This window comes from Enterococcus ureilyticus (genome assembly GCF_001730315.1).
Classification (GTDB): domain Bacteria; phylum Bacillota; class Bacilli; order Lactobacillales; family Enterococcaceae; genus Enterococcus_L; species Enterococcus_L ureilyticus.
On record NZ_MIKC01000002.1, the window covers coordinates 17,517 to 37,617 of the forward strand.

The 20,101-nt window shown below is 38.0% G+C and carries 14 protein-coding genes, 1 riboswitch and 1 other annotated feature; of the genes, 8 read left to right on the top strand and 6 right to left on the bottom strand.

All coding sequences use genetic code 11. The features are described from left to right. Positions 1-70 precede the first annotated feature (70 nt). Positions 71-210: riboswitch (SMK box riboswitch) on the top strand. The 4 genes from metK to BCR24_RS01825 all read left to right on the top strand — a co-directional run bounded on the left by metK (position 208) and on the right by BCR24_RS01825 (position 5,508). Continuing rightward, positions 208-1,395, top strand: a complete 1,188-nt coding sequence (gene metK, locus BCR24_RS01810; protein ID WP_069638857.1) for a methionine adenosyltransferase — start codon at positions 208-210, stop codon at positions 1,393-1,395. Its footprint overlaps the riboswitch before it by 3 nt. Positions 1,396-2,224: 829 nt before the next feature. Beyond that, positions 2,225-3,685, top strand: coding sequence for an MDR family MFS transporter (locus tag BCR24_RS01815; protein WP_069638858.1), 1,461 nt, complete (start codon positions 2,225-2,227; stop codon positions 3,683-3,685). A 150-nt stretch (positions 3,686-3,835) separates the two neighbouring features. Next, positions 3,836-4,468 carry a LysE family translocator gene (locus tag BCR24_RS01820; protein WP_069638859.1) on the top strand — a complete coding sequence of 211 codons (633 nt, stop codon included), beginning with the start codon at positions 3,836-3,838 and terminating at the stop codon, positions 4,466-4,468. A 251-nt stretch (positions 4,469-4,719) separates the two neighbouring features. Next, a complete protein-coding gene (locus BCR24_RS01825) occupies positions 4,720-5,508 on the top strand; it encodes an alpha/beta hydrolase (RefSeq protein ID WP_069638860.1) in 789 nt (262 codons plus the stop codon). 53 nt (positions 5,509-5,561) lie between these two features. On the opposite strand, the gene BCR24_RS01830 is transcribed toward BCR24_RS01825, so the two are convergent. Continuing rightward, the gene (locus BCR24_RS01830) at positions 5,562-6,209 is read right to left on the bottom strand and encodes a TetR family transcriptional regulator (RefSeq protein ID WP_069638861.1); all 648 of its coding nucleotides are present in this window, start codon (positions 6,207-6,209) and stop codon (positions 5,562-5,564) included. Between the two features lie 218 nt (positions 6,210-6,427). Here BCR24_RS01830 and BCR24_RS01835 point away from each other — a divergent pair, with 218 nt between their 5' ends. Both BCR24_RS01835 and BCR24_RS01840 read left to right on the top strand, forming a co-directional pair. Beyond that, positions 6,428-8,149 (top strand): ABC transporter ATP-binding protein, encoded by a 1,722-nt coding sequence (locus tag BCR24_RS01835; RefSeq protein ID WP_069638862.1) that lies wholly within the window; start codon positions 6,428-6,430, stop codon positions 8,147-8,149. Then, positions 8,142-9,911: an ABC transporter ATP-binding protein gene (locus BCR24_RS01840; RefSeq protein ID WP_069638863.1), complete on the top strand. Its 1,770-nt coding sequence runs from the start codon at positions 8,142-8,144 to the stop codon at positions 9,909-9,911. The genes BCR24_RS01835 and BCR24_RS01840 overlap by 8 nt, the downstream gene beginning before the upstream one ends. A gap of 630 nt (positions 9,912-10,541) precedes the next feature. Here the strand turns inward: BCR24_RS01840 and mnmM are convergent. The 5 genes from mnmM to BCR24_RS01865 form a co-directional block, all read right to left on the bottom strand. Continuing rightward, entirely contained in the window at positions 10,542-11,105 is a 564-nt protein-coding gene (gene mnmM / locus BCR24_RS01845) for a tRNA 5-(aminomethyl)-2-thiouridylate-methyltransferase MnmM (protein ID WP_069638864.1), read from the bottom strand. Continuing rightward, positions 11,105-12,073, bottom strand: coding sequence for a tRNA modification radical SAM protein MnmL/YtqA (gene mnmL / locus BCR24_RS01850; RefSeq protein WP_069638865.1), 969 nt, complete (start codon positions 12,071-12,073; stop codon positions 11,105-11,107). The genes mnmM and mnmL overlap by 1 nt, the downstream gene beginning before the upstream one ends. A gap of 14 nt (positions 12,074-12,087) precedes the next feature. Beyond that, entirely contained in the window at positions 12,088-12,738 is a 651-nt protein-coding gene (locus BCR24_RS01855) for a phosphatase PAP2 family protein (protein WP_069638866.1), read from the bottom strand. Between the two features lie 142 nt (positions 12,739-12,880). Further along, a complete protein-coding gene (locus BCR24_RS01860) occupies positions 12,881-13,912 on the bottom strand; it encodes a DUF4097 family beta strand repeat-containing protein (protein WP_069638867.1) in 1,032 nt (343 codons plus the stop codon). A gap of 1 nt (position 13,913) precedes the next feature. Then, positions 13,914-14,570 carry a DUF1700 domain-containing protein gene (locus tag BCR24_RS01865; RefSeq protein WP_069638868.1) on the bottom strand — a complete coding sequence of 219 codons (657 nt, stop codon included), beginning with the start codon at positions 14,568-14,570 and terminating at the stop codon, positions 13,914-13,916. Between the two features lie 296 nt (positions 14,571-14,866). Between BCR24_RS01865 and BCR24_RS01870 the strand changes: the two genes are divergently transcribed. Then, on the top strand, positions 14,867-16,957 hold the full coding sequence (locus tag BCR24_RS01870; protein ID WP_069638869.1) for a muramidase family protein: 2,091 nt from the start codon (positions 14,867-14,869) through the stop codon (positions 16,955-16,957). 47 nt (positions 16,958-17,004) lie between these two features. Continuing rightward, positions 17,005-17,281: a binding site (T-box leader), on the top strand. A gap of 187 nt (positions 17,282-17,468) precedes the next feature. Beyond that, positions 17,469-19,982, top strand: a complete 2,514-nt coding sequence (leuS, locus tag BCR24_RS01875) for a leucine--tRNA ligase (protein ID WP_069638870.1) — start codon at positions 17,469-17,471, stop codon at positions 19,980-19,982. Positions 19,983-20,101: the final 119 nt, after the last annotated feature.

A 20,101-nucleotide genomic window follows, 5' to 3' on the forward strand; every position in this document is an offset into this window, starting at 1 on the left:
ATAAAACAAAAATGTTTTGCTTAGAAAGTATAAAAAGTAAGTTTTTTCCTTGGAAATCTGTTATACTAGTAAGCGTTACAAGTTCCCGAAAGGATTTGTTGTAAAATAGTAGGCTTTTCGATGAACTATTCATTTTGGATATGACCGAGTGGTGCTACATTTTGACAAAGATGCCTTGTAACCGAATATAAATAGGGGGAATACATTATGACAGAGAGACATTTATTTACATCAGAATCTGTTTCTGAAGGACATCCGGACAAAGTTGCCGATCAAGTGAGTGACGCAATTCTGGATGCGATTTTAGAACAGGATCCGTTGGCCCGTGTGGCCTGTGAAACAAGTGTAACAACAGGTTTGGTTTTAGTTTTTGGAGAGATTTCTACTACAGCTTATGTCGATATCCAAAAAGTTGTGCGACAAACATTGAAAGATATTGGCTATACACGAGCTAAATATGGGTTTGATGGGGATACAGTCGCAGTTCTTGTTGCAATCGATGAGCAATCACCAGATATTGCACAAGGTGTGGATGATGCACTAGAAACACGTGGTGAAAAAGACACTAAAGATGACATTGGTGCTGGAGACCAAGGCTTGATGTTTGGGTTTGCAGTTGATGAAACACCAGAACTAATGCCGTTACCGATTTCTTTAAGTCATAAACTTGTTCGCCGTTTGACACAACTTCGTAAAGAGGAAAAACTTCCTTATCTACGTCCGGATGCAAAATCACAAGTGACTGTAGAATATGATGAAAATGGCAAACCGCAACGTGTCGACACAGTCGTGATCAGCACACAACATGATGAAGAAGCAACGCTGGAACAAATTCAAAAAGACGTGAAAGCCCTCGTCATTGATGAAGTGATCCCAGCCGAATTACTAGATGAAGAAACAAAATATTTTATAAATCCAACAGGCCGTTTTGTCATTGGCGGACCGCAAGGAGATGCCGGTTTAACTGGGCGTAAAATCATCGTAGATACTTATGGTGGCTATGCCCGTCATGGTGGCGGTGCCTTTTCTGGAAAAGATGCGACAAAAGTCGATCGCTCTGCAAGTTATGCGGCACGATACATTGCAAAAAACATCGTTGCAGCGGGCTTAGCTGAAAAAGTCGAAGTCCAATTAGCTTATGCAATTGGCGTAGCACAACCTGTCTCAATTTCCATCAATACTTTTGGAACAAGTGAAGTATCTGAAAGTAAATTGATTGCAGCGGTTAGAGAAAACTTTGACCTGCGTCCAGCAGGAATTATAGAAATGCTTGACTTATGTCGTCCAATTTACAAACAGACGGCAGCATATGGTCATTTTGGTCGTACAGACATTGAACTACCTTGGGAGCAGACAGATAAAGTCGAAGCAATCAAGAAAAGCTTGATGGAGTAAACGAGGCGGCGCTACTAATGAAATATTAGTGGCGCCGTTTTGCTGCGAATCACTGCGACTGCTGCGCAGAGCAGATGATGAGCAGTACTTGGCGAACGAAGAGAGCGAAGTAACCTATAAAAAAGAAACGCCAAGCATCATCAAGCCAAAGTAGACCGCCAAAAACATCAAGTACACTGTAGAGTACTATCCAAACAGCAGAGCAGATGATGAGCAGTACTTGGCGAACGAAGAGAGCGAAGTAACCTATAAAAAAGAAACGCCAAGCATCATCAAGCCAAAGTAGACCGCCAAAAACATCAAGTACACTGTAGAGTACTATCCAAACAGCAGAGCAGATGATGAGCAGTACTTGGCGAACGAAGAGAGCGAAGTAACCTATAAAAAAGAAACGCCAAGCATCATCAAGCCAAAGTAGACCGCCAAAAACATCAAGTACACTGTAGAGTACTATCCAAACAGCAGAGCAGATGATGAGCAGTACTTGGCGAACGAAGAGAGCGAAGTAACCTATAAAAAAGAAACGCCAAGCATCATCAAGCCAAAGTAGACCGCCAAAAACATCAAGTACACTGTAGAGTACTATCCAAGCAGCAGAGCAGATGATGAGCAGTACTTGGCGACCAAAGTAATCTAACTAGTGAATCACCAAACGTTGCAATCATGAAAAACAAAGAGCAGCCATTTACAAAATTTATCATGAAATAAATTACAATAAACTTAAAATTTCTACTATTCAATGTAAAGTCTCACAACACTACCAACAAAACTCTGTAAATGAATTTATGCGTAACTTTACTTAACTAAACTATCAAAAGGACGGAGATACATGGAAAGAAAAACAAACGTCAAACTTGTAACAATCAGTGTTTTCGTTGCAACGTTTATGACAGCAATCGAAGGAACAATCGTTTCAACAGCCATGCCCACGATTGTAGGATCACTACATGGAATGGAAATCATGAACTGGGTATTTTCTATTTATCTATTAACAAATGCCATGCTAACACCGATTTACGGAAAATTAGCCGATAAAATCGGACGTAAACCAATTTTTATGATTGGAATTATTATTTTTATTATTGGTTCTTCTCTGTGTGGATTGGCTCAAAATATGATCACATTGATTATTGCTCGGGCGATTCAAGGGATTGGTGCAGGAGCCATCATGCCCGTTGCGTTAACGATTTTAGCAGATATTTATTCAATTGATAAACGTGCAAAAATGTTAGGATTGAACAGTGCTGCTTGGGGGATTGCTAGTATTTTTGGCCCACTTGCGGGTGGCTTTATTGTAGATACAGTTGGCTGGCATTGGATATTCTTCATCAATGTACCGATTGGGCTTGTCTTGATGGGGTTGATTGCTTACTTTTTAGTGGAGCCGAAAAGAGAACAAACTAAGGTGCCAATGGATATTTTAGGCAGTATTCAGCTGATGCTGGTCTTATTAACACTATTATTAGGATTCCAATTAATTGGTGATGGCGGCTTTAGCTTAAAAGTATTCTTGTGCTTAGGGGCATCTGTTTTATTTTTTATTGGCTTTATTTTTGTGGAAAAAAGAGCAAAAGATCCAGTAATTGATTTAATGCTGTTTAAAAATTCTACTTTTGTGATTGTCAATATCGTAGCTGCTTTGATCAGTGGCTTTTTGATGGGCGTAGAAGTTTATATTCCAATGTGGATGCAAGGGGTCCTAGGAAAAAGCGCCGGAATCGGTGGACTTGTCTTAGCGCCGATGTCTATTTTATGGATGGTTGGTTCTTTTATCGCAAGTAACTTGATGGAGAAACATTCGACTAAAAAAGTGTTGACGATCGGCTTGAGTATTACTTTGTTGGGTGGTATTTTCTTAGTCTTAGTTCCAGCCTCAATTTCCTTTGTTTGGTTCTTTGCCATTTCCTCTGTTTTAGGTGTCGGCTTTGGGATCACGATCACAACTACTACGGTTACGGCACAAAGTAGTGTAGATCCATCGGAAATGGGTGTAGCAACATCGTTCAACACATTAGCCAGAACGATTGGACAGACGTTGATGGTTTCTATATTTGGTGTGATCATCAATGCTGTCACAACGTCAGAATTAGCGAAAAGTTCACTACAGGTTGATCCTGATGTGATGAATCAGCTAGTTAATCCACATACAGCAAATACGATTCCACAAGATCTATTAACGCCGTTACGCGGGATGCTGTATTCAGGACTGCATAATGTTTATTTAGTCGGAATCGGTCTGATTCTTGCGGCGATTATCTTAAATGGTGTTGTGAAAAAGAAAGTTTCTTAATGCCTTAGATGTCTATTTTTAGGCAAGGGTTTTTGGCAGAAAAACGATTTTCAAATTTGGAGTGTGAAATAAAGCGATGCTCGTTTTATTTCACACTCTTTTTCTAAGAGTAATAGTTTGCTATACTGAAGAAAAAGGAGTGCGACGGAAATGGGAATTATTAATTATGGCACGTTTATTGTTTCTGCGATTGTCTTAAATTTGATCCCTGGATCAGATACGATTTTCATATTGAGCAAATCAACATTAGGGAGTAAAAGACAAGGCGTTATTTCCGTTTTGGGGATTTCATCAGGTATTTTAGCGCATACTTTTTTAGCTGCCTTAGGCTTGTCAGCCATTTTAGCTACATCAACCTTGGTTTTTAATAGCATTAAATTGTTAGGGGCGACGTATTTGATTTATTTAGGGATTACGACTTTTCTAAGAAAAGAGGCGTTAACAACTGAAAGAGCTGAATTGACCGTTAATGATTGGCAAATATATAAGCAAGGCTTACTTACGAATCTTTTAAATCCGAAAGTCGCCTTATTTTTCTTATCATTGCTTCCACAATATGTTGATACACAGTCTCAAGCTGGTTCATTGCCATTTTTTATATTAGGAATTACCTTTGTTTGTACGAGCACAATTTGGAGTTTAGGGATTGCCTATGGTTCTTCTTTTTTTGTCGGTCTATTTAAGAAGAATGAGCGGACTAAAAAAATGACCAATAAAATTGCAGGCTGTATTTATATTGGACTGGGGTTAAATTTACTTAGAGCAACAGCTAAAACTAGCTAGAAGAATAAAACGTGTAGTTTTCTTTATAAAAACGACGTAAATAATGCATTTTTTTGACATGAAAAGTTCATATTCATTTTGTATTATAGAAACATACCAAGAGAAAACAACTTAGGCAAAAACATTTTTCATTTTCAACTCCTCCTCCGCTCGTTCTTTTATGAAGAACGAGTTTTTTATTTGTACATTTAGTCAAAAAACAATGAATTTAATGCTACAATAATAAAAAATAGAAAAAGAGGGATGCTTAGATGGCTTTTTTGCAAGCAAATATTTATTCAAATGTTTTAGAAATGGAAGTGTCACTGAATGTAATTTTACCGCAAAAAACAGAAAAAAAGATTGGTACAACAACCAAAGGAAATCTTACTGACGTCCCAGTAATGTATCTACTTCATGGCATGGGCGGCAACCATAGCGTTTGGGAACGCCGTACATCAATAGAACGATATGTAACAAACTTAGGGCTGGCTGTGATTATGCCGTCTACAGATCTAGGGTGGTATACAGATACCCGTTATGGAATGAACTACTGGACATTTATTTCTGAAGAATTACCTACTATTTGCCATGAATTATTCCCACAATTAACAACTAAAAGAGAGAAAACATTCGCTGTGGGACTCTCAATGGGTGGTTATGGTGCCTTGAAACTTGGGCTGGCTAAACCAGAGAAATTTGGAGCCGTAGCTTCTTTATCTGGTTCTGTGAATTTGGCCGAAAGAGTGGATGATCTTTTGGCGATTAGGGGAAAAAATTTTTGGGAAGGTATTTTTGGTCCGCTTGAGCATATTCAAGGCTCAAACAACGATCCGATGTATTTACTAGAGCAGTTAGTAGCAGAAGGTAAAAAAGCTCCAGCTATTTTTCTGTGCTGTGGAGAAGAGGATTTTCTCTTACAGGGAAATAAAACTATGGCAAAAGCATTGTCTGCTCAGAAGATTGATCATACATTTGAAACAGGTCCAGGTAGTCATAGCTGGGACTTTTGGGATATGTGGATTCAACGAGTTTTAGAATGGTTACCGCTAGAAAAATAAGTCGAAAAAGCTTGAACAGGTATAGTTGTTCAAGCTTTTTCTCTATCAATTTTTTAAATAAGAGAATCTAGCCCATTTAAAAAGACACGCAATGTTTTCATGAAAAAATCTTTTTGCTTTTCTTTTTGCCGATACTGAATACTCTTGCTGATATTGTCCAATTCATGCTCTTGAACGGATTGTTTCATTAGAATGATTTGTGTTTTCAAATAGTCATCCCCAGCCATCACTTTATTATAGAGCTTTTTTTCTTCATTAGAGTCCATCAACATACCAAACAATAAATGCTGTAAAGAGGTGATGGTCATATAACTTAGCTCAATGGAAAAACCTGCTTCATTGAGGATGCCAAGAATTGCATCAAGATTTTTCAAACGAGAGGAGTAGGAAGGGATCGTTTGAATTTCGATTTCAATAGCGCAAGGATATTGCTGATAGAGCTCATAATAATTTTCCATATAAGCATAAATCGTTTCTTTCCAATTGTCTTTAGGTGTAGGTGAAATAAAATGATTCTCTATTTCTTCTGCCATACGTTGAAGTAAAGCTTGTTTATTTTCTATATGCCAGTAAATAGCAGGTGCCTGAACACCGAGTTTTTTCGCCACTTTGCGCATAGATAATTTTTCAAGTTCAGGCGTTTCTTTTAATAGTTCAAATGCGGCTTGAACGATCGTTTCTTTTGATAATTTTGGTTCCAAATTTTCTCATCCTTTTATTTCAAAAATAGAAGCGAACTGCTTGAATTTCAGTTCTAAAAATGGTAAATTGTTATGCAGCCTTATTTTACAGCGTTAAGTTTGTGAATTTTATTGAAGGCAATCGTGTCTTGCTTCTATCACATCATAACATTAATTGATCGTTGAAAGTTGCACAATGAATCAAATTAGGCTAGTTTTACAAAGGAAGTTGGGATTATATGAGTATTATTATGAAGCATGTCAAAAAGTACAAGCTGGAAGTCACCATAGCATTGTTTACGGTTGTTATCATGGTCATGTCGGCATTATGGCAGCCTAAATTATTACAAAAAGTATTAGAAGCAATTATTAAAGATGATAAGAGTCAAATGAAAGAACTAGGCTTGTATTTGATTGGGATTGCCGGACTTGGATTGATTGCAGGGGTTTTTAATACAATTTATTCTGCCAAAGTAGCACAAGGTGTGAGTGCAGACATTCGTGAGGCAACCTTTCGTAAGATCCAAACCTTTTCATTTGGAAATATTGAAGAATTTTCAGCAGGGAATTTGGTTGTCCGTTTGACCAATGATGTAACTCAAATTCAAAATGTTATCATGATCGCACTACAGTCGCTATTTAGGATTCCGATTCTTTTTATCGGTAGTTTCATTTTAGCGATGATGACCTTACCTCAATTATGGTGGGTGATCGTATTATTAGTGGTTGCAGTGTTTATTATTACAGTTTTATCCTTTTCACAGATGGGCAAACACTTTATGATCATCCAAACCTTGATTGATAAAGTGAATGGCTTAGCCAAAGAAAACCTTCTAGGAATTCGTGTAGTAAAATCATTCGTGCAGGAAAAAAATGAGTTGAACCGTTTCAGCAAGGTCAGTGATGAACTGACAAAACATAACCTAATTGTAGGGACTTTGTTTTCAGTGATGATTCCATCGTTTATGCTAGCTGCAAATTTAGCAGTCGTAGGCTCAATTTTTCTTGTGGGAAACTTAGTGAAAGATGATCCAACTTTAGTCGGTAGTATCGCATCATTTATGAGTTATTTGATGCAAATTATGATGGCGATCATTATCGGCGGAATGATGATGATGATGACTTCACGTGCGGCAGTTTCGATCAAGCGTATCAAAGAAGTCATGGACACTGTTCCAGCACTTAGCTACAAAGAGGTTCCTGAACAAGACTTGGATGGTAGTGTGGTGTTTGATCACGTTAGTTTCCGTTATCCAGGAGATGATACCGATACACTGAAAGACCTCTCGTTTTCAATCAAGCCTGGTGAAATGATCGGGATCGTAGGGGCAACTGGGGCAGGTAAATCAACCTTGGCACAATTGATTCCTCGATTATTTGATCCATCACAAGGAACTGTGAAGGTCGGCGGTGTTGATTTAAAAGAGGTCAATGAGCATAGTTTACGTAAGACGGTTTCATTTGTTCTACAAAAAGCGATTCTTTTTTCCGGAACGATTTCGCAAAATTTGCGTCAAGGGAAAAAAGATGCTAGTGAATCGGATATGAGTCGGGCAACTGAAATTGCGCAGGCCAAAGAATTTATCGAAAAATTAGCCTTACAATATGAAGCGCCAGTAGCGGAGCGAAGCAACAACTTTTCTGGAGGACAAAAACAACGTTTATCTATTTCTAGAGGCGTGATCGGTGATCCTAAAATCTTGATTTTAGATGATAGTACAAGTGCGTTAGATGCTCGTTCAGAGCGTTTAGTTAGAGAAGCGTTGGATAAAGATTTGAAAGATACAACAACAATCGTGATTGCTCAGAAGATTTCTTCAGTCGTTCACGCAGACCGTATTTTAGTTTTGGATAAGGGACAATTAGTAGGCGCGGGGACGCATGACGAATTAGCAAAAACGAACCCGACCTACCAAGAAATCTACGAAACTCAAAAGGGAAAGGATGAAGATAATGACTGATTTAATAAGAGCGAGTAAATTCTTTTTTCATTATTTAAAACGCTATAAACTTTCCTTCTTCTTTATTTTTGTGACGATTATTATTGCAACTTATCTCCAAGTAAAAGCACCACAGTTTGTGGGAGAAGCCATCCAAGAGTTGGCTAATTATGTTAATGCATTGATGAAAGGAACGGATGATAAAAGTAAGTTTATTGATATTGTCTGGAAACTATTGATCTTTTACGTACTAACAAGTGCAGCGAACTTTATCTATAGTATTTTATTTACACAAGTTGTTGGGAAGTCGACGAATCGAATGCGTATTGGTTTATTCAATAAGCTAGAAAAATTGACGATTCGTTTCTTTGATTCTCATCAAGATGGTGAGATTTTAAGTCGTTTTACAAGTGACTTGGATAATATTCAAAATAGCCTGAATCAAGCATTGCTTCAAGTGTTGACGAATGCTGCATTATTTGTGGGCATCTTGATCATGATGTTCCAACAAAATGTTCAATTAGCTTGGGCAACAATTGCTTCAACACCTGTTGCGTTAGTGATTGCAATCGTTGTTATTAGTAAAGCACGTAAATACGTCGACATCCAGCAAGATGAAGTTGGAAAGCTGAATGGCTATATGGATGAAAAAATCAGCGGTCAACGCATGATCATCACCAATGGCCTGCAAGAAGAAACAATTGACGGTTTTCTTGAACAGAATGAAACGGTGCGTAAAGCAACGTTCAAAGGACAAGTGTATTCAGGTCTGTTATTTCCAATGATGCAAGGAATGTCTCTTGTGAATACAGCAATCGTGATTTTCTTTGGCGGTTGGCTAGCATTGAATGGCGATCTAGAGAAGAGTGTTGCGTTAGGCTTAGTTGTTACCTTTGTTCAGTATTCACAACAATATTACCAACCATTGATGCAAATTTCATCTGGTTACAGCATGATCCAACTTGCGATCACTGGTGCTCGTCGTCTGAATGAAATGTTTGATGAACCAGACGAAATCAATCCAAATGATGGAAAAGAAATCGATGGAATCAAAGAGTCAGTGACACTGCAGCATGTTGACTTTGGCTATGATTCTGAAGTACCAATCTTAAAAGATGTTTCGATCGATGTAAAAAAAGGCGAAATGGTCGCTTTAGTTGGTCCGACAGGCTCAGGGAAAACGACAATTATGAATTTATTGAATCGTTTTTATGATGTAAATAATGGCTCTGTGACATTTGATGGAACAGATATCCGTGAAATTGAATTAAGCAGTCTACGTTCTCATGTGGGAATTGTGTTGCAGGATTCTGTGTTATTTTCTGGTACGATTCGAGCAAACATAGCGTTTGGTAAACCAGAAGCGACAGAAAAAGAAATTATTGAAGCCGCAAAACAAGCCAATATTCACGAGTTTATCTTAGAACAAGAAAATGGGTATGATACAGAAATTACTGAAGAAAACAACATTTTCAGTACAGGGCAAAAACAATTAATCAGTATTGCCCGTACAATCATCACAAATCCATCATTGTTGATCCTAGATGAAGCAACAAGTAATGTAGATACTGTAACAGAAGCGAAAATTCAAAAAGCAATGGATGAAGCAATCAAAGGCAGAACAAGCTTTGTGATCGCTCACCGCTTAAAAACAATTCTAAATGCAGACCGGATCGTAGTCTTAAGAAATGGTGAAGTAATCGAAGAAGGAAACCATCATGAACTCTTGAAACAAGATGGGTTTTATGCAGAACTTTATCATAATCAGTTTGTATTTGAATAATAGTAGAGGTTGGGACAGGAGTGTTTAATCCCGAGAAATAAGAAGGAATTCACGAAAATTGCTCTTCAAATTTTTGTGAATTTCGGCTTATTTCCGAAGCCTTCAAATCTTAGTGCTTTAGCACTTAAAATTTGATGTGATCGAAGCGAAGCGTAGTGATTGCTTCTGCTCCCACCGTTTATACGGATTCTTTGAGTCTGAGATATAACTCGTAGAGTTATATCCCAGACTCTTTTTGTTCATCCATAAAAATTGGCTAAGGGTCAAAAGACGGGGAATTAGATGAGGTGCGTTAGCGAATTAATCTGATTGCCCTCTATTCTCATCATGGAATTGTTTTCTCATAGTTGTAGTATATGATGAACCAAATAAGACAATATGATAATGAAGGAGGCACAAAATGGCTATTAATAGTGATTCAAGTAATGTCTCTGGTATTCCACCATGCTTGGAGTACCAAACTGCGCATCATTAGCCCGTTCATTTAATAAGCGTTTATTACTTCAAAAGCTAAACGATCGATCAACCTACACCTATTTTATGTTTGAATAAAACAAAAGAACAACCCTATATTTTTAAGGATTGCTCTTTTCATTTAGTATATAGGTAAAAAATACAGCCGTTGACTCCCTACTTCTTCTCAATACAAAATAAAATAGGTGGGTTGTTCTTCTGATTAATAAACTGATAAGTCAAGACATTATACATTTCTTGCGGTAACTGTTGACAATACTCTTGTACAAGTTTCAGTTCCGCTTGACCACCAAAATGACCATAATAAACAACTAAAATAATTCGTCCCTTAGCTAGTAATCTAGGAAGCAAAGCGTCTAAAGCTTGTTCCGTAGTATCTGGTTTTGTGATAATCTGTTTATCTCCTTTAGGAAGATAACCGAGATTAAAGATCGCGGCTCTTAAAGAAGTTTCTGTTGAAAGCTGTGTATCGATCATTTCATGCCCCTGTTGGAATAAAGTTACTCGTGCTTGGTATCCTAACTCAATCAGTTTTTTTTCCGTATTGGCTAAAGCTTGTTCTTGTACATCAAAGGCATAAACTAATCCCCTAGGTCCAACTAACTCTGCTAAGAACGCTGTATCATGACCGTTGCCCATCGTGGCATCTACCACACAATCCCCTTCATGAATAACGTCTCTTAAAAGAGTGTGACTAAAATGTAGCGCGGTTTGTAGCATTAAGTGTGAACCTCCTGACTGTTTCGAACATTATAGATTCCCTGCACGCTATTTCGGCGTTTCATCTCATTGTCAATAGCATTTAAGACTTCCCACTTCTTAAGGCTCCACATTGGCCCTACTAAAGCATCTGTCGGTGCATCTCCAGTTAAACGATGGATCACGATCTCTGGGGGAATCATTTCCAATTGGTCGCAAATCACATTGACATAATCGTTCCGAGTCATTAATTGCAAGCGACCTTCATGATAATCCCGCAACATGCGAGTATTGGTCATTAAATGTAGTAGGTGTAGTTTAATCCCTTGGATATCGGAATCAAGGATCGTCCGCCGAACATTTTCCCGCATCATCTCCAAACTTTCACCTGGTAAACCATTGATCAGATGAGTACAGACTCGAATATTATGCTTTCGCAATTTCGCGACACCATTTAAGTATGTCTGATAATCATGTGCCCGATTGATTGTATTACTTGTATGTTCATAAGTTGTCTGTAAGCCTAACTCTACCCACAGATAATAACGCTGATTCAATTCGGCCAAATACTCAACCACATCATCTGGAAGACAATCGGGACGTGTTCCAACTGAAATACCTACAACACCTCGTTCGTTCACCACTTGTTCAAAACGATGCCGAATCACTTCTACTGGTGCATGTGTATTCGTGAAATTTTGAAAATAGACAATATACTGGTTCACTTGAGGCCATTTTTTGTGCATCATGTGTACTTCTTTTTGAAATTGGATGGGTAAAGGCTCAGAAGGTGCTACGATCATATCGCCTGAGCCAGAAACGCTACAAAATGTACACCCTCCTTTAGCCACCGTTCCGTCACGATTAGGACAGTCAAATCCACCATCTAAAGGTACTTTGAAAATCTTCCCACCAAACTGCTTACGTAAGGCGTAATTCCATGTATGATAGCGTTTGTTTGGATCTTCTGTATAGATAAATTCAACCATAATTTTTCTTCTTTCTATTGTTGTTTACTTTTAAAGCGCCAAACAAAACGTTTTTCTAAATAAATCGGATACGTCATCAACAACCACGCAAGCCCAAAACAAAAGCCACCTAAAACATCGCTAGGGAAGTGAACACCTGCATAGATTCGACTGATACCGATCAGGAAGATCCCTAAACCTAAGAGAATCTGTAACAAGAGACAAAGCTTTTTTTGTTTGATAAATTGCGGTAATAATAAAATAATCGTACCGTACAGCAGAACACTTCCGGTGGAATGACCACTTGGAAAACTGTAGCTATGCTCTGTAACTAAATGGTTTAAAGTTGGACGTGGTCGCATGAATAATAATTTGATCAATGGGTTTGCGACACCGGCGATTAGGCCAGTATTAATCAACAACCAAAGCATCTCAGCATAATATTTCCCTCTAAATAGTATAAACGCAATGGCTAGAGAAAGAATGCCTACCGTTAAAGGATCAGCAAATCTTGTATACCAAATAAAAAATTGATTTGCAGAAGGATAAGGTGTCCGTACTAGTGTTGTAATTGCTTGATCGAAACCGTTCAACCAACTAGGATAAAAGCGCACTACATAACCTAAAAACATAAAAACAACTAAAAAGCAGCTGCCAGCAAATTGATAGTATAATTTATTTTTCATGAAAATTCCTTTCCAAATTAGATAAAGTTTATTATAACATCAAATAATTAAGAAGACAGCTGAGATTCTCGAAAAAAAATAAGCCTATAGGAAAACTTTAAAAAGTTCTCCTATAGGCTTAAAAAATTAGAGGAATAGAAAATTATTCATCCTCGCCATCTTCATAATCGGAGGGACCTTCAACTGAAATGTCTCCAGAGTCTGTTCGAAGTTCAAATGATTTTGTTCCTTTTCCACGTTTAAAAGAAGTCCGTTCTTTTCCGAAAATCGTACTGTCTCCTAATTTGGTTTTTGTTTTGATCGTGACATCATACAGAATTTCTTCTGTATACAATTGAATGTCTCCTTGTTGTGTTTCAACGCGTAATTTCTTTGGAATTTCTGTTCCATACAGGGAAAAACTACCATTGACACTAGTCACTTCAGCTTCTCCTTTAAGATCAGTTGCTTCGATATCGCCATTTGTTGTGTCTAGTTTAGCGATGCCTTTAGCTGTATTTATATGAATATCTCCAGAAGTACTAGTAGCAGACCAATTAGAGGCTGCGAAATCATTTAGCTGAATATCACCGTTTTTCGTCTGAAACATCGCTTCGCCAGTTCGAACGTCATTATAAACATTAAGATAGCCATTCGCTGTCTCTACCGCTAATTTTTCTGTATCGATACTAGTAAGGTCGATATCAGCGTTCCCCATTGTGATCGCTAAATTTTTTGCGGTAACTTCTGAAATATGGATCGAGCCTTGGGCATTACCGTCAATGATTAAACGCTCAACAGAATCTGGTATCGTTAAACTAACAGCTGAACCTCTATTAAAAATATCTAACTTCATTCCGTCAAGTTCCTGTCTTTTCTTATCACTTTTTGCGGAAATCGTTAACTGGTCATTTTTTTCCTCAACATCTAAAGAGCTGTTCAAAGAAATCGGAAGTGAACTTCTAGAATTCATTACCACCTTATTTGAATTCTCAGTTAGAATATAAAAATTTGCATTCCCAGAAAGATTAAGGTGAATCTCTTTGGTATTTTGTTTGTTTTTTATCTCATAACTTTGTCTTTTCGTATCAGTCATCGAATGTTCAGCACGTCTGTAATAAACAGCACTGCCAATCCCACCGATGATCATAGCTAAAACGCCAATGGTCAGAAAAAAAGCAGTCGTCTTTTTCATATTAAATCTCTCCTCTTAAAACGCGAATATTCCATTGTAGGTAACGTTTTAAACATTTTCCAAAGAATTTTGTTAGTGGTGCTAAAATCACTAGTCCGATAATACCAGCACCAGAAAGGAATAGGCTAAGGAATAACTGGAACATTGTACCATCATTAAATCCAGCAACGAGCGAGATTCCTCCTAAAATTGGTGAAAATAAGAACACAACAGCAACGAGCCAACAGGCGAAAAAAACCATAACAATAGCAAAAATCATCCAAAACATAAACATAAAATTAAATGCAAGGACGCCTGCAACCTGACAAAAACGCATAAAACCACTACGATGAGGACGTTCATAAGAATGGTAGGTGTCATCATAAGGATGCTCAGGTATGTCTTCATAATAGTACTTATCATTGACAATTGGCTGAATCTCTTGCCAGCCATCTCGTTCGAGTCTTTTTTCAGGGACAGTAATATCAAACTCTTGTAAAATTTCTTCTGCAATCCCTCTTGGTTTTCCAAGACTTTTTGCTATTTCCTCTTCTGTTTGACCATCAGCTAATCGTTCTTCAAAAATCGTTTCATATTTATTTAAGATAAAAACTTGCTGTTGGTTAGTCAGAGGTTTTAAGTAGATTTTCAACTCAATTAAAAAATGCTCTTTATTCATTTTTTTCCCCCATTTCATTTTACGATCAGATTACTTCTTCTTCACTATAATTTTTTTTAAGAGCAATAACAAGTACTTCGTTAAAAAATCAGCCTAAGGTAAAGAGAGACATCAGACTTGAGACCGAGTTCTAATTAAAAAAATAATAAGAAAAAATAGCAAACAAGAAAGAAAAAAATTACACTTTTATTTGTATAATGACAAAGAAAAAAATAAAAAATATTTCTATTTTGTTTGAAAAAAGGGTATACTATAAATCAAGGAATACTTTTTTTAGAAAATTCGGAGGATATAGCATGGAGAAGTATAAAACATCTAGAAAAGAACGGAGGAAAGCTGAACAGAACAAGCTAGCTTACGATCAGTTCAAAAAAGGAACGACTGTGCTTAGCTCTGTGATTGTAGTTTCCTCAATTGCTGCACCGATCGCTGTACCAAAAATAGCAGAAGCCACAGAAGATCAAAATTCAAGCGCGCACGTAAGTTACTCGGAGATAAATACACATACAGAAGACGTTCAAAGACAAAGAACGGTAACTGACACGAACGATTCGATGATGCAAGAAAATCAGACCACAGCACCTGAAGAAGCTTCAAGTGAAGAAACATCTGAAACACAAGAATCATCAGAATTGAATACATCAGAAACAACTGAGAGTACTGAGACAACTGACGTTACGACAGACTCTAATGAAACAACGGATTCATCTATAACTGAAACAAAAGATACTGAGGCGCCAGAACTTACGATGCGTTCAGCGTTTGCTGCACAATCTAGAAGTATCAGCCCAAGTACCTTTATTGCTGATATAGCAGGACACGCTCGTTCTGTTGCAGCCGCAAATGATTTATATGCGTCAGTGATGATGGCTCAAGCGATTCTTGAAAGTGATTGGGGTAGAAGTACGTTATCTGCTGCACCAAATCATAACTTGTTTGGAATCAAAGGAAGTTATCAAGGGCAATCTGTTACAATGAAAACGTGGGAAGTTATTAATGGTCAGTGGATTCAAGTAGATGCTGCGTTTAGAAAATATCCGTCCTATTCAGAATCATTTAGTGACAATGCCTATGTGTTGAGAAATACATCATTTCAGTCTGGTGTTTATTATTATTCAGGAGCTTGGAAAAGTAATACGAATTCTTACAGAGATGCCACTGCTTGGTTAACTGGACGTTATGCAACAGATCCAAGTTACAATACAAAGCTTAATACGATTATTACAACCTATAACTTAACTCAATATGACACGCCTTCATCAGGTGGCGGGAATACTGGTGGTGATACCGGTGGCAACACAGGTGAGAGTAATACTGGTGGTAATACCGGTGGGTCAAACAACACTGGCGGCGATACTAGCGGTCAAAATGTGACGCACACAGTAAAAGCTGGAGATAGCCTATGGGCCTTATCGGCGAAATATGGCACATCGATCGCTACTATTAAAAGTTGGAATAACTTATCCAGCGATGTCATTTATGTCGGTCAAAAATTAATCGTGAAAAAAGGTTCTAGCAACACAGGTGGCGGTAGTACTGGTGGTAACACTGGCGGTTCAACGGGCAATACCGGAGGTTCCAGTAATACAGGGACTAATTCATATTACACAGTAAAATCAGGTGATTCTTTGTGGGCGATTGCTAATGCAAACGGGATAAGCATTGCGAACTTGCGTCAATGGAATAACTTGAGCGGAGATATCATCCACCCAGGACAAAAATTGATCGTGAAAAAAAGCTCTGGTAGCACTGGTGGTAGTACTGGAGGAACGACAGGCGGATCGACAGGTAGTACTGGCGGCTCAGGGAATACAAGCTCTTCAAATGCATATTATACTGTAAAATCAGGTGATAGCTTATGGGCAATTGCTAGTGCAAACGGCGTAAGTATCGCCAATCTACGTCAATGGAATAATATAAATGGAGATATCATTTATCCAGGTCAAAAGTTGATCGTGAAAAAAGGTGGTTCTAATGCTGGCGGCGGCAGTACCAGTAATGGCAATAGTGGTTCAACTGGTAACACTGGTGGATCAAGCAATGCAGGAGCCGCTACTGGTCATTATACGGTGAAGTCTGGGGACTCTTTATGGGCGATCGCTAATGCAAACGGGACAAGTATTGCCAATTTACGTCAATGGAATAATATAAATGGAGATATCATTTATCCAGGACAAAAATTGATCGTGAAAAAAGGTCAAACAGGTTCAACCAATTCATCCAATACTCAAGGAAGCATCCAAACAGCCGGATCTCACACTGTAAAAAATGGTGATACTTTATGGGGACTGTCTCAAACATATGGAACAAGCATTCAAAAAATCAAACAATTAAACGGATTATCTGGTGATACAATTTATATTGGTCAAAGATTGAAAGTTAAATAAAACGATTGAAATCCGTTAAGAAGTTTGGTAGTATGATAGCACATGATAGATAAACAGTGAAAAGGAATAGTAGAAAGAACCATGTTTTAGAGAGCGTATGGCTGGTGAAAATACGCACAGAAGCTTTCGAACTCGCCTTTGAGTTATTTTACTGAACAAGCGATGGAATGTAGAGTTTTCGTTTTCTGATTTAGGAAATCAAAAAAATGCCAACAATCCTTCAATCTTCATTAAGTAAAATCGGCGACGGTCGTTAAAACGTTGAGGCTTGTTTTATACAAGTGAAATTAGGTGGTACCACGTTGTCAGTCACACGTCCTATAGGAATTTTTCCTGTAGGGCGTTTTTGTTGCAAATCACAGCGATTGCTTGCAGAGCTGATGAAGCGCAATACTTGGCGACCAAACTAGTAAATCATCACCAAGCCAACACGTTAACAAAGTGAAAAGATTAACCTAAGAAATAGGCAGAAATCATCAATAAATAGTTACCGAAATAGGAGGACAAAAAAGTGAGTTACGATCACAAGAAAATCGAGAAAAAATGGCAAAAATATTGGGCGAAACATAACAGTTTCACGACTTATGATGATCCAAATAAAGAAAAATTTTATGCTTTAGACATGTTTCCATATCCATCAGGACAAGGGCTACATGTTGGGCATCCAGAAGGGTATACAGCAACAGATATCTTATCTAGAATGAAACGAAGCCAAGGCTATAGTGTTTTACACCCAATGGGCTGGGATGCCTTTGGATTACCTGCAGAGCAATATGCCTTAGATACAGGAAATGATCCAGCAGAGTTTACGAAAAAAAATATTGAAACCTTTAAACGCCAAATCAACTCTCTAGGATTTAGTTATGATTGGAATCGCGAAATCAACACAACAGATCCAGAATATTACAAATGGACACAATGGATTTTTACGAAATTATATGAACATGGTTTAGCTTATGAAGCGGAAGTAGCTGTTAACTGGGTACCAGAACTAGGAACAGTGATTTCTAATGAAGAAGTGATTGATGGTAAAAGTGAACGCGGTGGTTACGACGTTGTCAGAAAACCAATGCGTCAGTGGATGCTTAAAATTACTGCATATGCAGATCGCTTACTAGATGATTTAGATTTAGTGGACTGGCCTGAAAGTATTAAGGATATGCAACGCAATTGGATTGGCCGTTCTGAAGGAGCAAATGTTGATTTTAAGATTAAAGGAAGCAATGACACGATAACAGTTTTTACAACTCGTGCCGATACCCTATTTGGTGCTAGTTACTTAGTTGTTGCACCCGAGTTAAAAATTGTTGATGAAATCACAACGTCAGAGCAAAAAGCTGCAGTTACGGCTTATCAAGAAGAAGTAAGTAAAAAATCTGATTTAGATCGTACAGATTTATCTAAAACAAAAACTGGAGCTTTTACAGGTGCCTATGCAATCAATCCAGTGAATGGCAAAGAAATCCCAATCTGGATTGCAGATTACGTTCTAGGAAGCTATGGAACAGGTGCTGTTATGGCTGTACCAGCACATGATGAAAGAGACCATGCCTTTGCTAGTAAGTTTGACATCGAAATGATCCAAGTCATTGAAGGTGGGAATATCACCAAAGAAGCATACACTGGGGATGGTCTTCATATCAATTCTGGTTTCTTAGATGGTCTAACAAAAGAGGAAGCAAATGAAAAAATGTATCAGTGGTTAGAAGCTAATGGCTGTGGCAAAAAAGAAGTCACATACCGCCTACGTGATTGGCTGTTTTCTCGTCAACGTTATTGGGGGGAGCCGATTCCTGTGATTCATTGGGAAGACGGTACGACAACAACCGTGCCAGAATCTGAACTACCATTGAAATTACCTAAAACAGATGATATCAAACCAAGTGGAACTGGTGAATCTCCACTTGCGAATATTACTGAATGGATCAATGTGATCGACCCTGAAACTGGTAAAAAAGGTAAACGTGAAACCAACACCATGCCACAATGGGCAGGAAGCTCATGGTACCATTTACGCTATATTGATCCTCATAATAAAAATGAACTTGCTAACTATGAAAAATTAGAACGCTGGTTGCCTGTGGATATTTATATCGGTGGAGCAGAGCATGCAGTATTGCATCTACTATATGCACGCTTTTGGCATAAATTTTTATATGATATCGGCGTAGTTCCTACAAAAGAACCTTACCAAAAACTATATAATCAAGGAATGATCCTAGGTCAAAGCTTCCGAGATGGCCGTGGAGCATTAGTTCCTACGAATATGGTCGAAAAACGAGATGGTGTTTGGGTAAATATCGAAACGGGTGAAGAGCTGGAAGAAGCACCAGCTAAAATGAGTAAATCATTGAAAAATGTCGTAAATCCTGATGATGTTGTTGAAAAATTTGGTGCAGATACTCTTAGAATGTATGAAATGTTCATGGGACCGTTAGATGCCTCTATTGCGTGGAGTGAAAATGGACTTGAAGGCAGTCGTAAATTCTTGGATCGTGTTTGGCGCTTGATCGTTGATGAAAATAACAAGATGCGTGATCGAATCACGACGATAAATGACGGTCGTCTAACGAAGGTTTATCATCAAACTGTGAAAAAAGTGACAGAAGACATGGAGAATCTCCACTTTAATACCGCAATTTCACAATTGATGGTCTTTGTTAATGAGGCAAATAAAGTTGATGTTTTACCATATGAATATATTGAAGGCTTTGTTCAACTACTAGCACCGATCGCACCACATATTGGGGAAGAGCTATGGGCAATCCTTGGCAATGAGGAAAGTTTAACAAACGCACCTTGGCCGACCTATGATGAAGCCGCATTAGTAGAAGATGAAGTCGAAGTGGTTTTCCAAGTGAATGGGAAAGTTCGGGCGAAATTAAATGTAGCACGAGGTTTAAGTAAAGATGAATTAGAAGCACAAGCATTAGCGACAGAAGAAATTCAAAGTTTTGTTGAAGGGAAAACAGTTCGTAAAGTAATTGTTGTACCTGATAAATTGGTGAATATTGTCGCAAACTAGAAAAGTAAAACAGACTGAGACAAAAGCATTTATTTCCGAAGAAGCTGCTTTTATCTTGTCGTCTATTCAAATTTTGAGCGCGAAACAAAACTGACTTTTAGTTTTGTCTCGCGCTCGTT

What these genes read in the sequence shown, in the direction of transcription:
- metK (WP_069638857.1), top strand. Translation starts at nt 208, where the DNA reads ATGACAGAGAGACATTTATTTACATCAGAATCTGTTTCTGAAGGACAT.
- BCR24_RS01815 (WP_069638858.1), top strand. Translation starts at nt 2,225, where the DNA reads ATGGAAAGAAAAACAAACGTCAAACTTGTAACAATCAGTGTTTTCGTT.
- BCR24_RS01820 (WP_069638859.1), top strand. Translation starts at nt 3,836, where the DNA reads ATGGGAATTATTAATTATGGCACGTTTATTGTTTCTGCGATTGTCTTA.
- BCR24_RS01825 (WP_069638860.1), top strand. Translation starts at nt 4,720, where the DNA reads ATGGCTTTTTTGCAAGCAAATATTTATTCAAATGTTTTAGAAATGGAA.
- BCR24_RS01835 (WP_069638862.1), top strand. Translation starts at nt 6,428, where the DNA reads ATGAGTATTATTATGAAGCATGTCAAAAAGTACAAGCTGGAAGTCACC.
- BCR24_RS01840 (WP_069638863.1), top strand. Translation starts at nt 8,142, where the DNA reads ATGACTGATTTAATAAGAGCGAGTAAATTCTTTTTTCATTATTTAAAA.
- mnmM (WP_069638864.1), bottom strand. Translation starts at nt 11,105, where the DNA reads ATGCTACAAACCGCGCTACATTTTAGTCACACTCTTTTAAGAGACGTT.
- mnmL (WP_069638865.1), bottom strand. Translation starts at nt 12,073, where the DNA reads ATGGTTGAATTTATCTATACAGAAGATCCAAACAAACGCTATCATACA.
- BCR24_RS01855 (WP_069638866.1), bottom strand. Translation starts at nt 12,738, where the DNA reads ATGAAAAATAAATTATACTATCAATTTGCTGGCAGCTGCTTTTTAGTT.
- BCR24_RS01860 (WP_069638867.1), bottom strand. Translation starts at nt 13,912, where the DNA reads ATGAAAAAGACGACTGCTTTTTTTCTGACCATTGGCGTTTTAGCTATG.
- BCR24_RS01865 (WP_069638868.1), bottom strand. Translation starts at nt 14,570, where the DNA reads ATGAATAAAGAGCATTTTTTAATTGAGTTGAAAATCTACTTAAAACCT.
- BCR24_RS01870 (WP_069638869.1), top strand. Translation starts at nt 14,867, where the DNA reads ATGGAGAAGTATAAAACATCTAGAAAAGAACGGAGGAAAGCTGAACAG.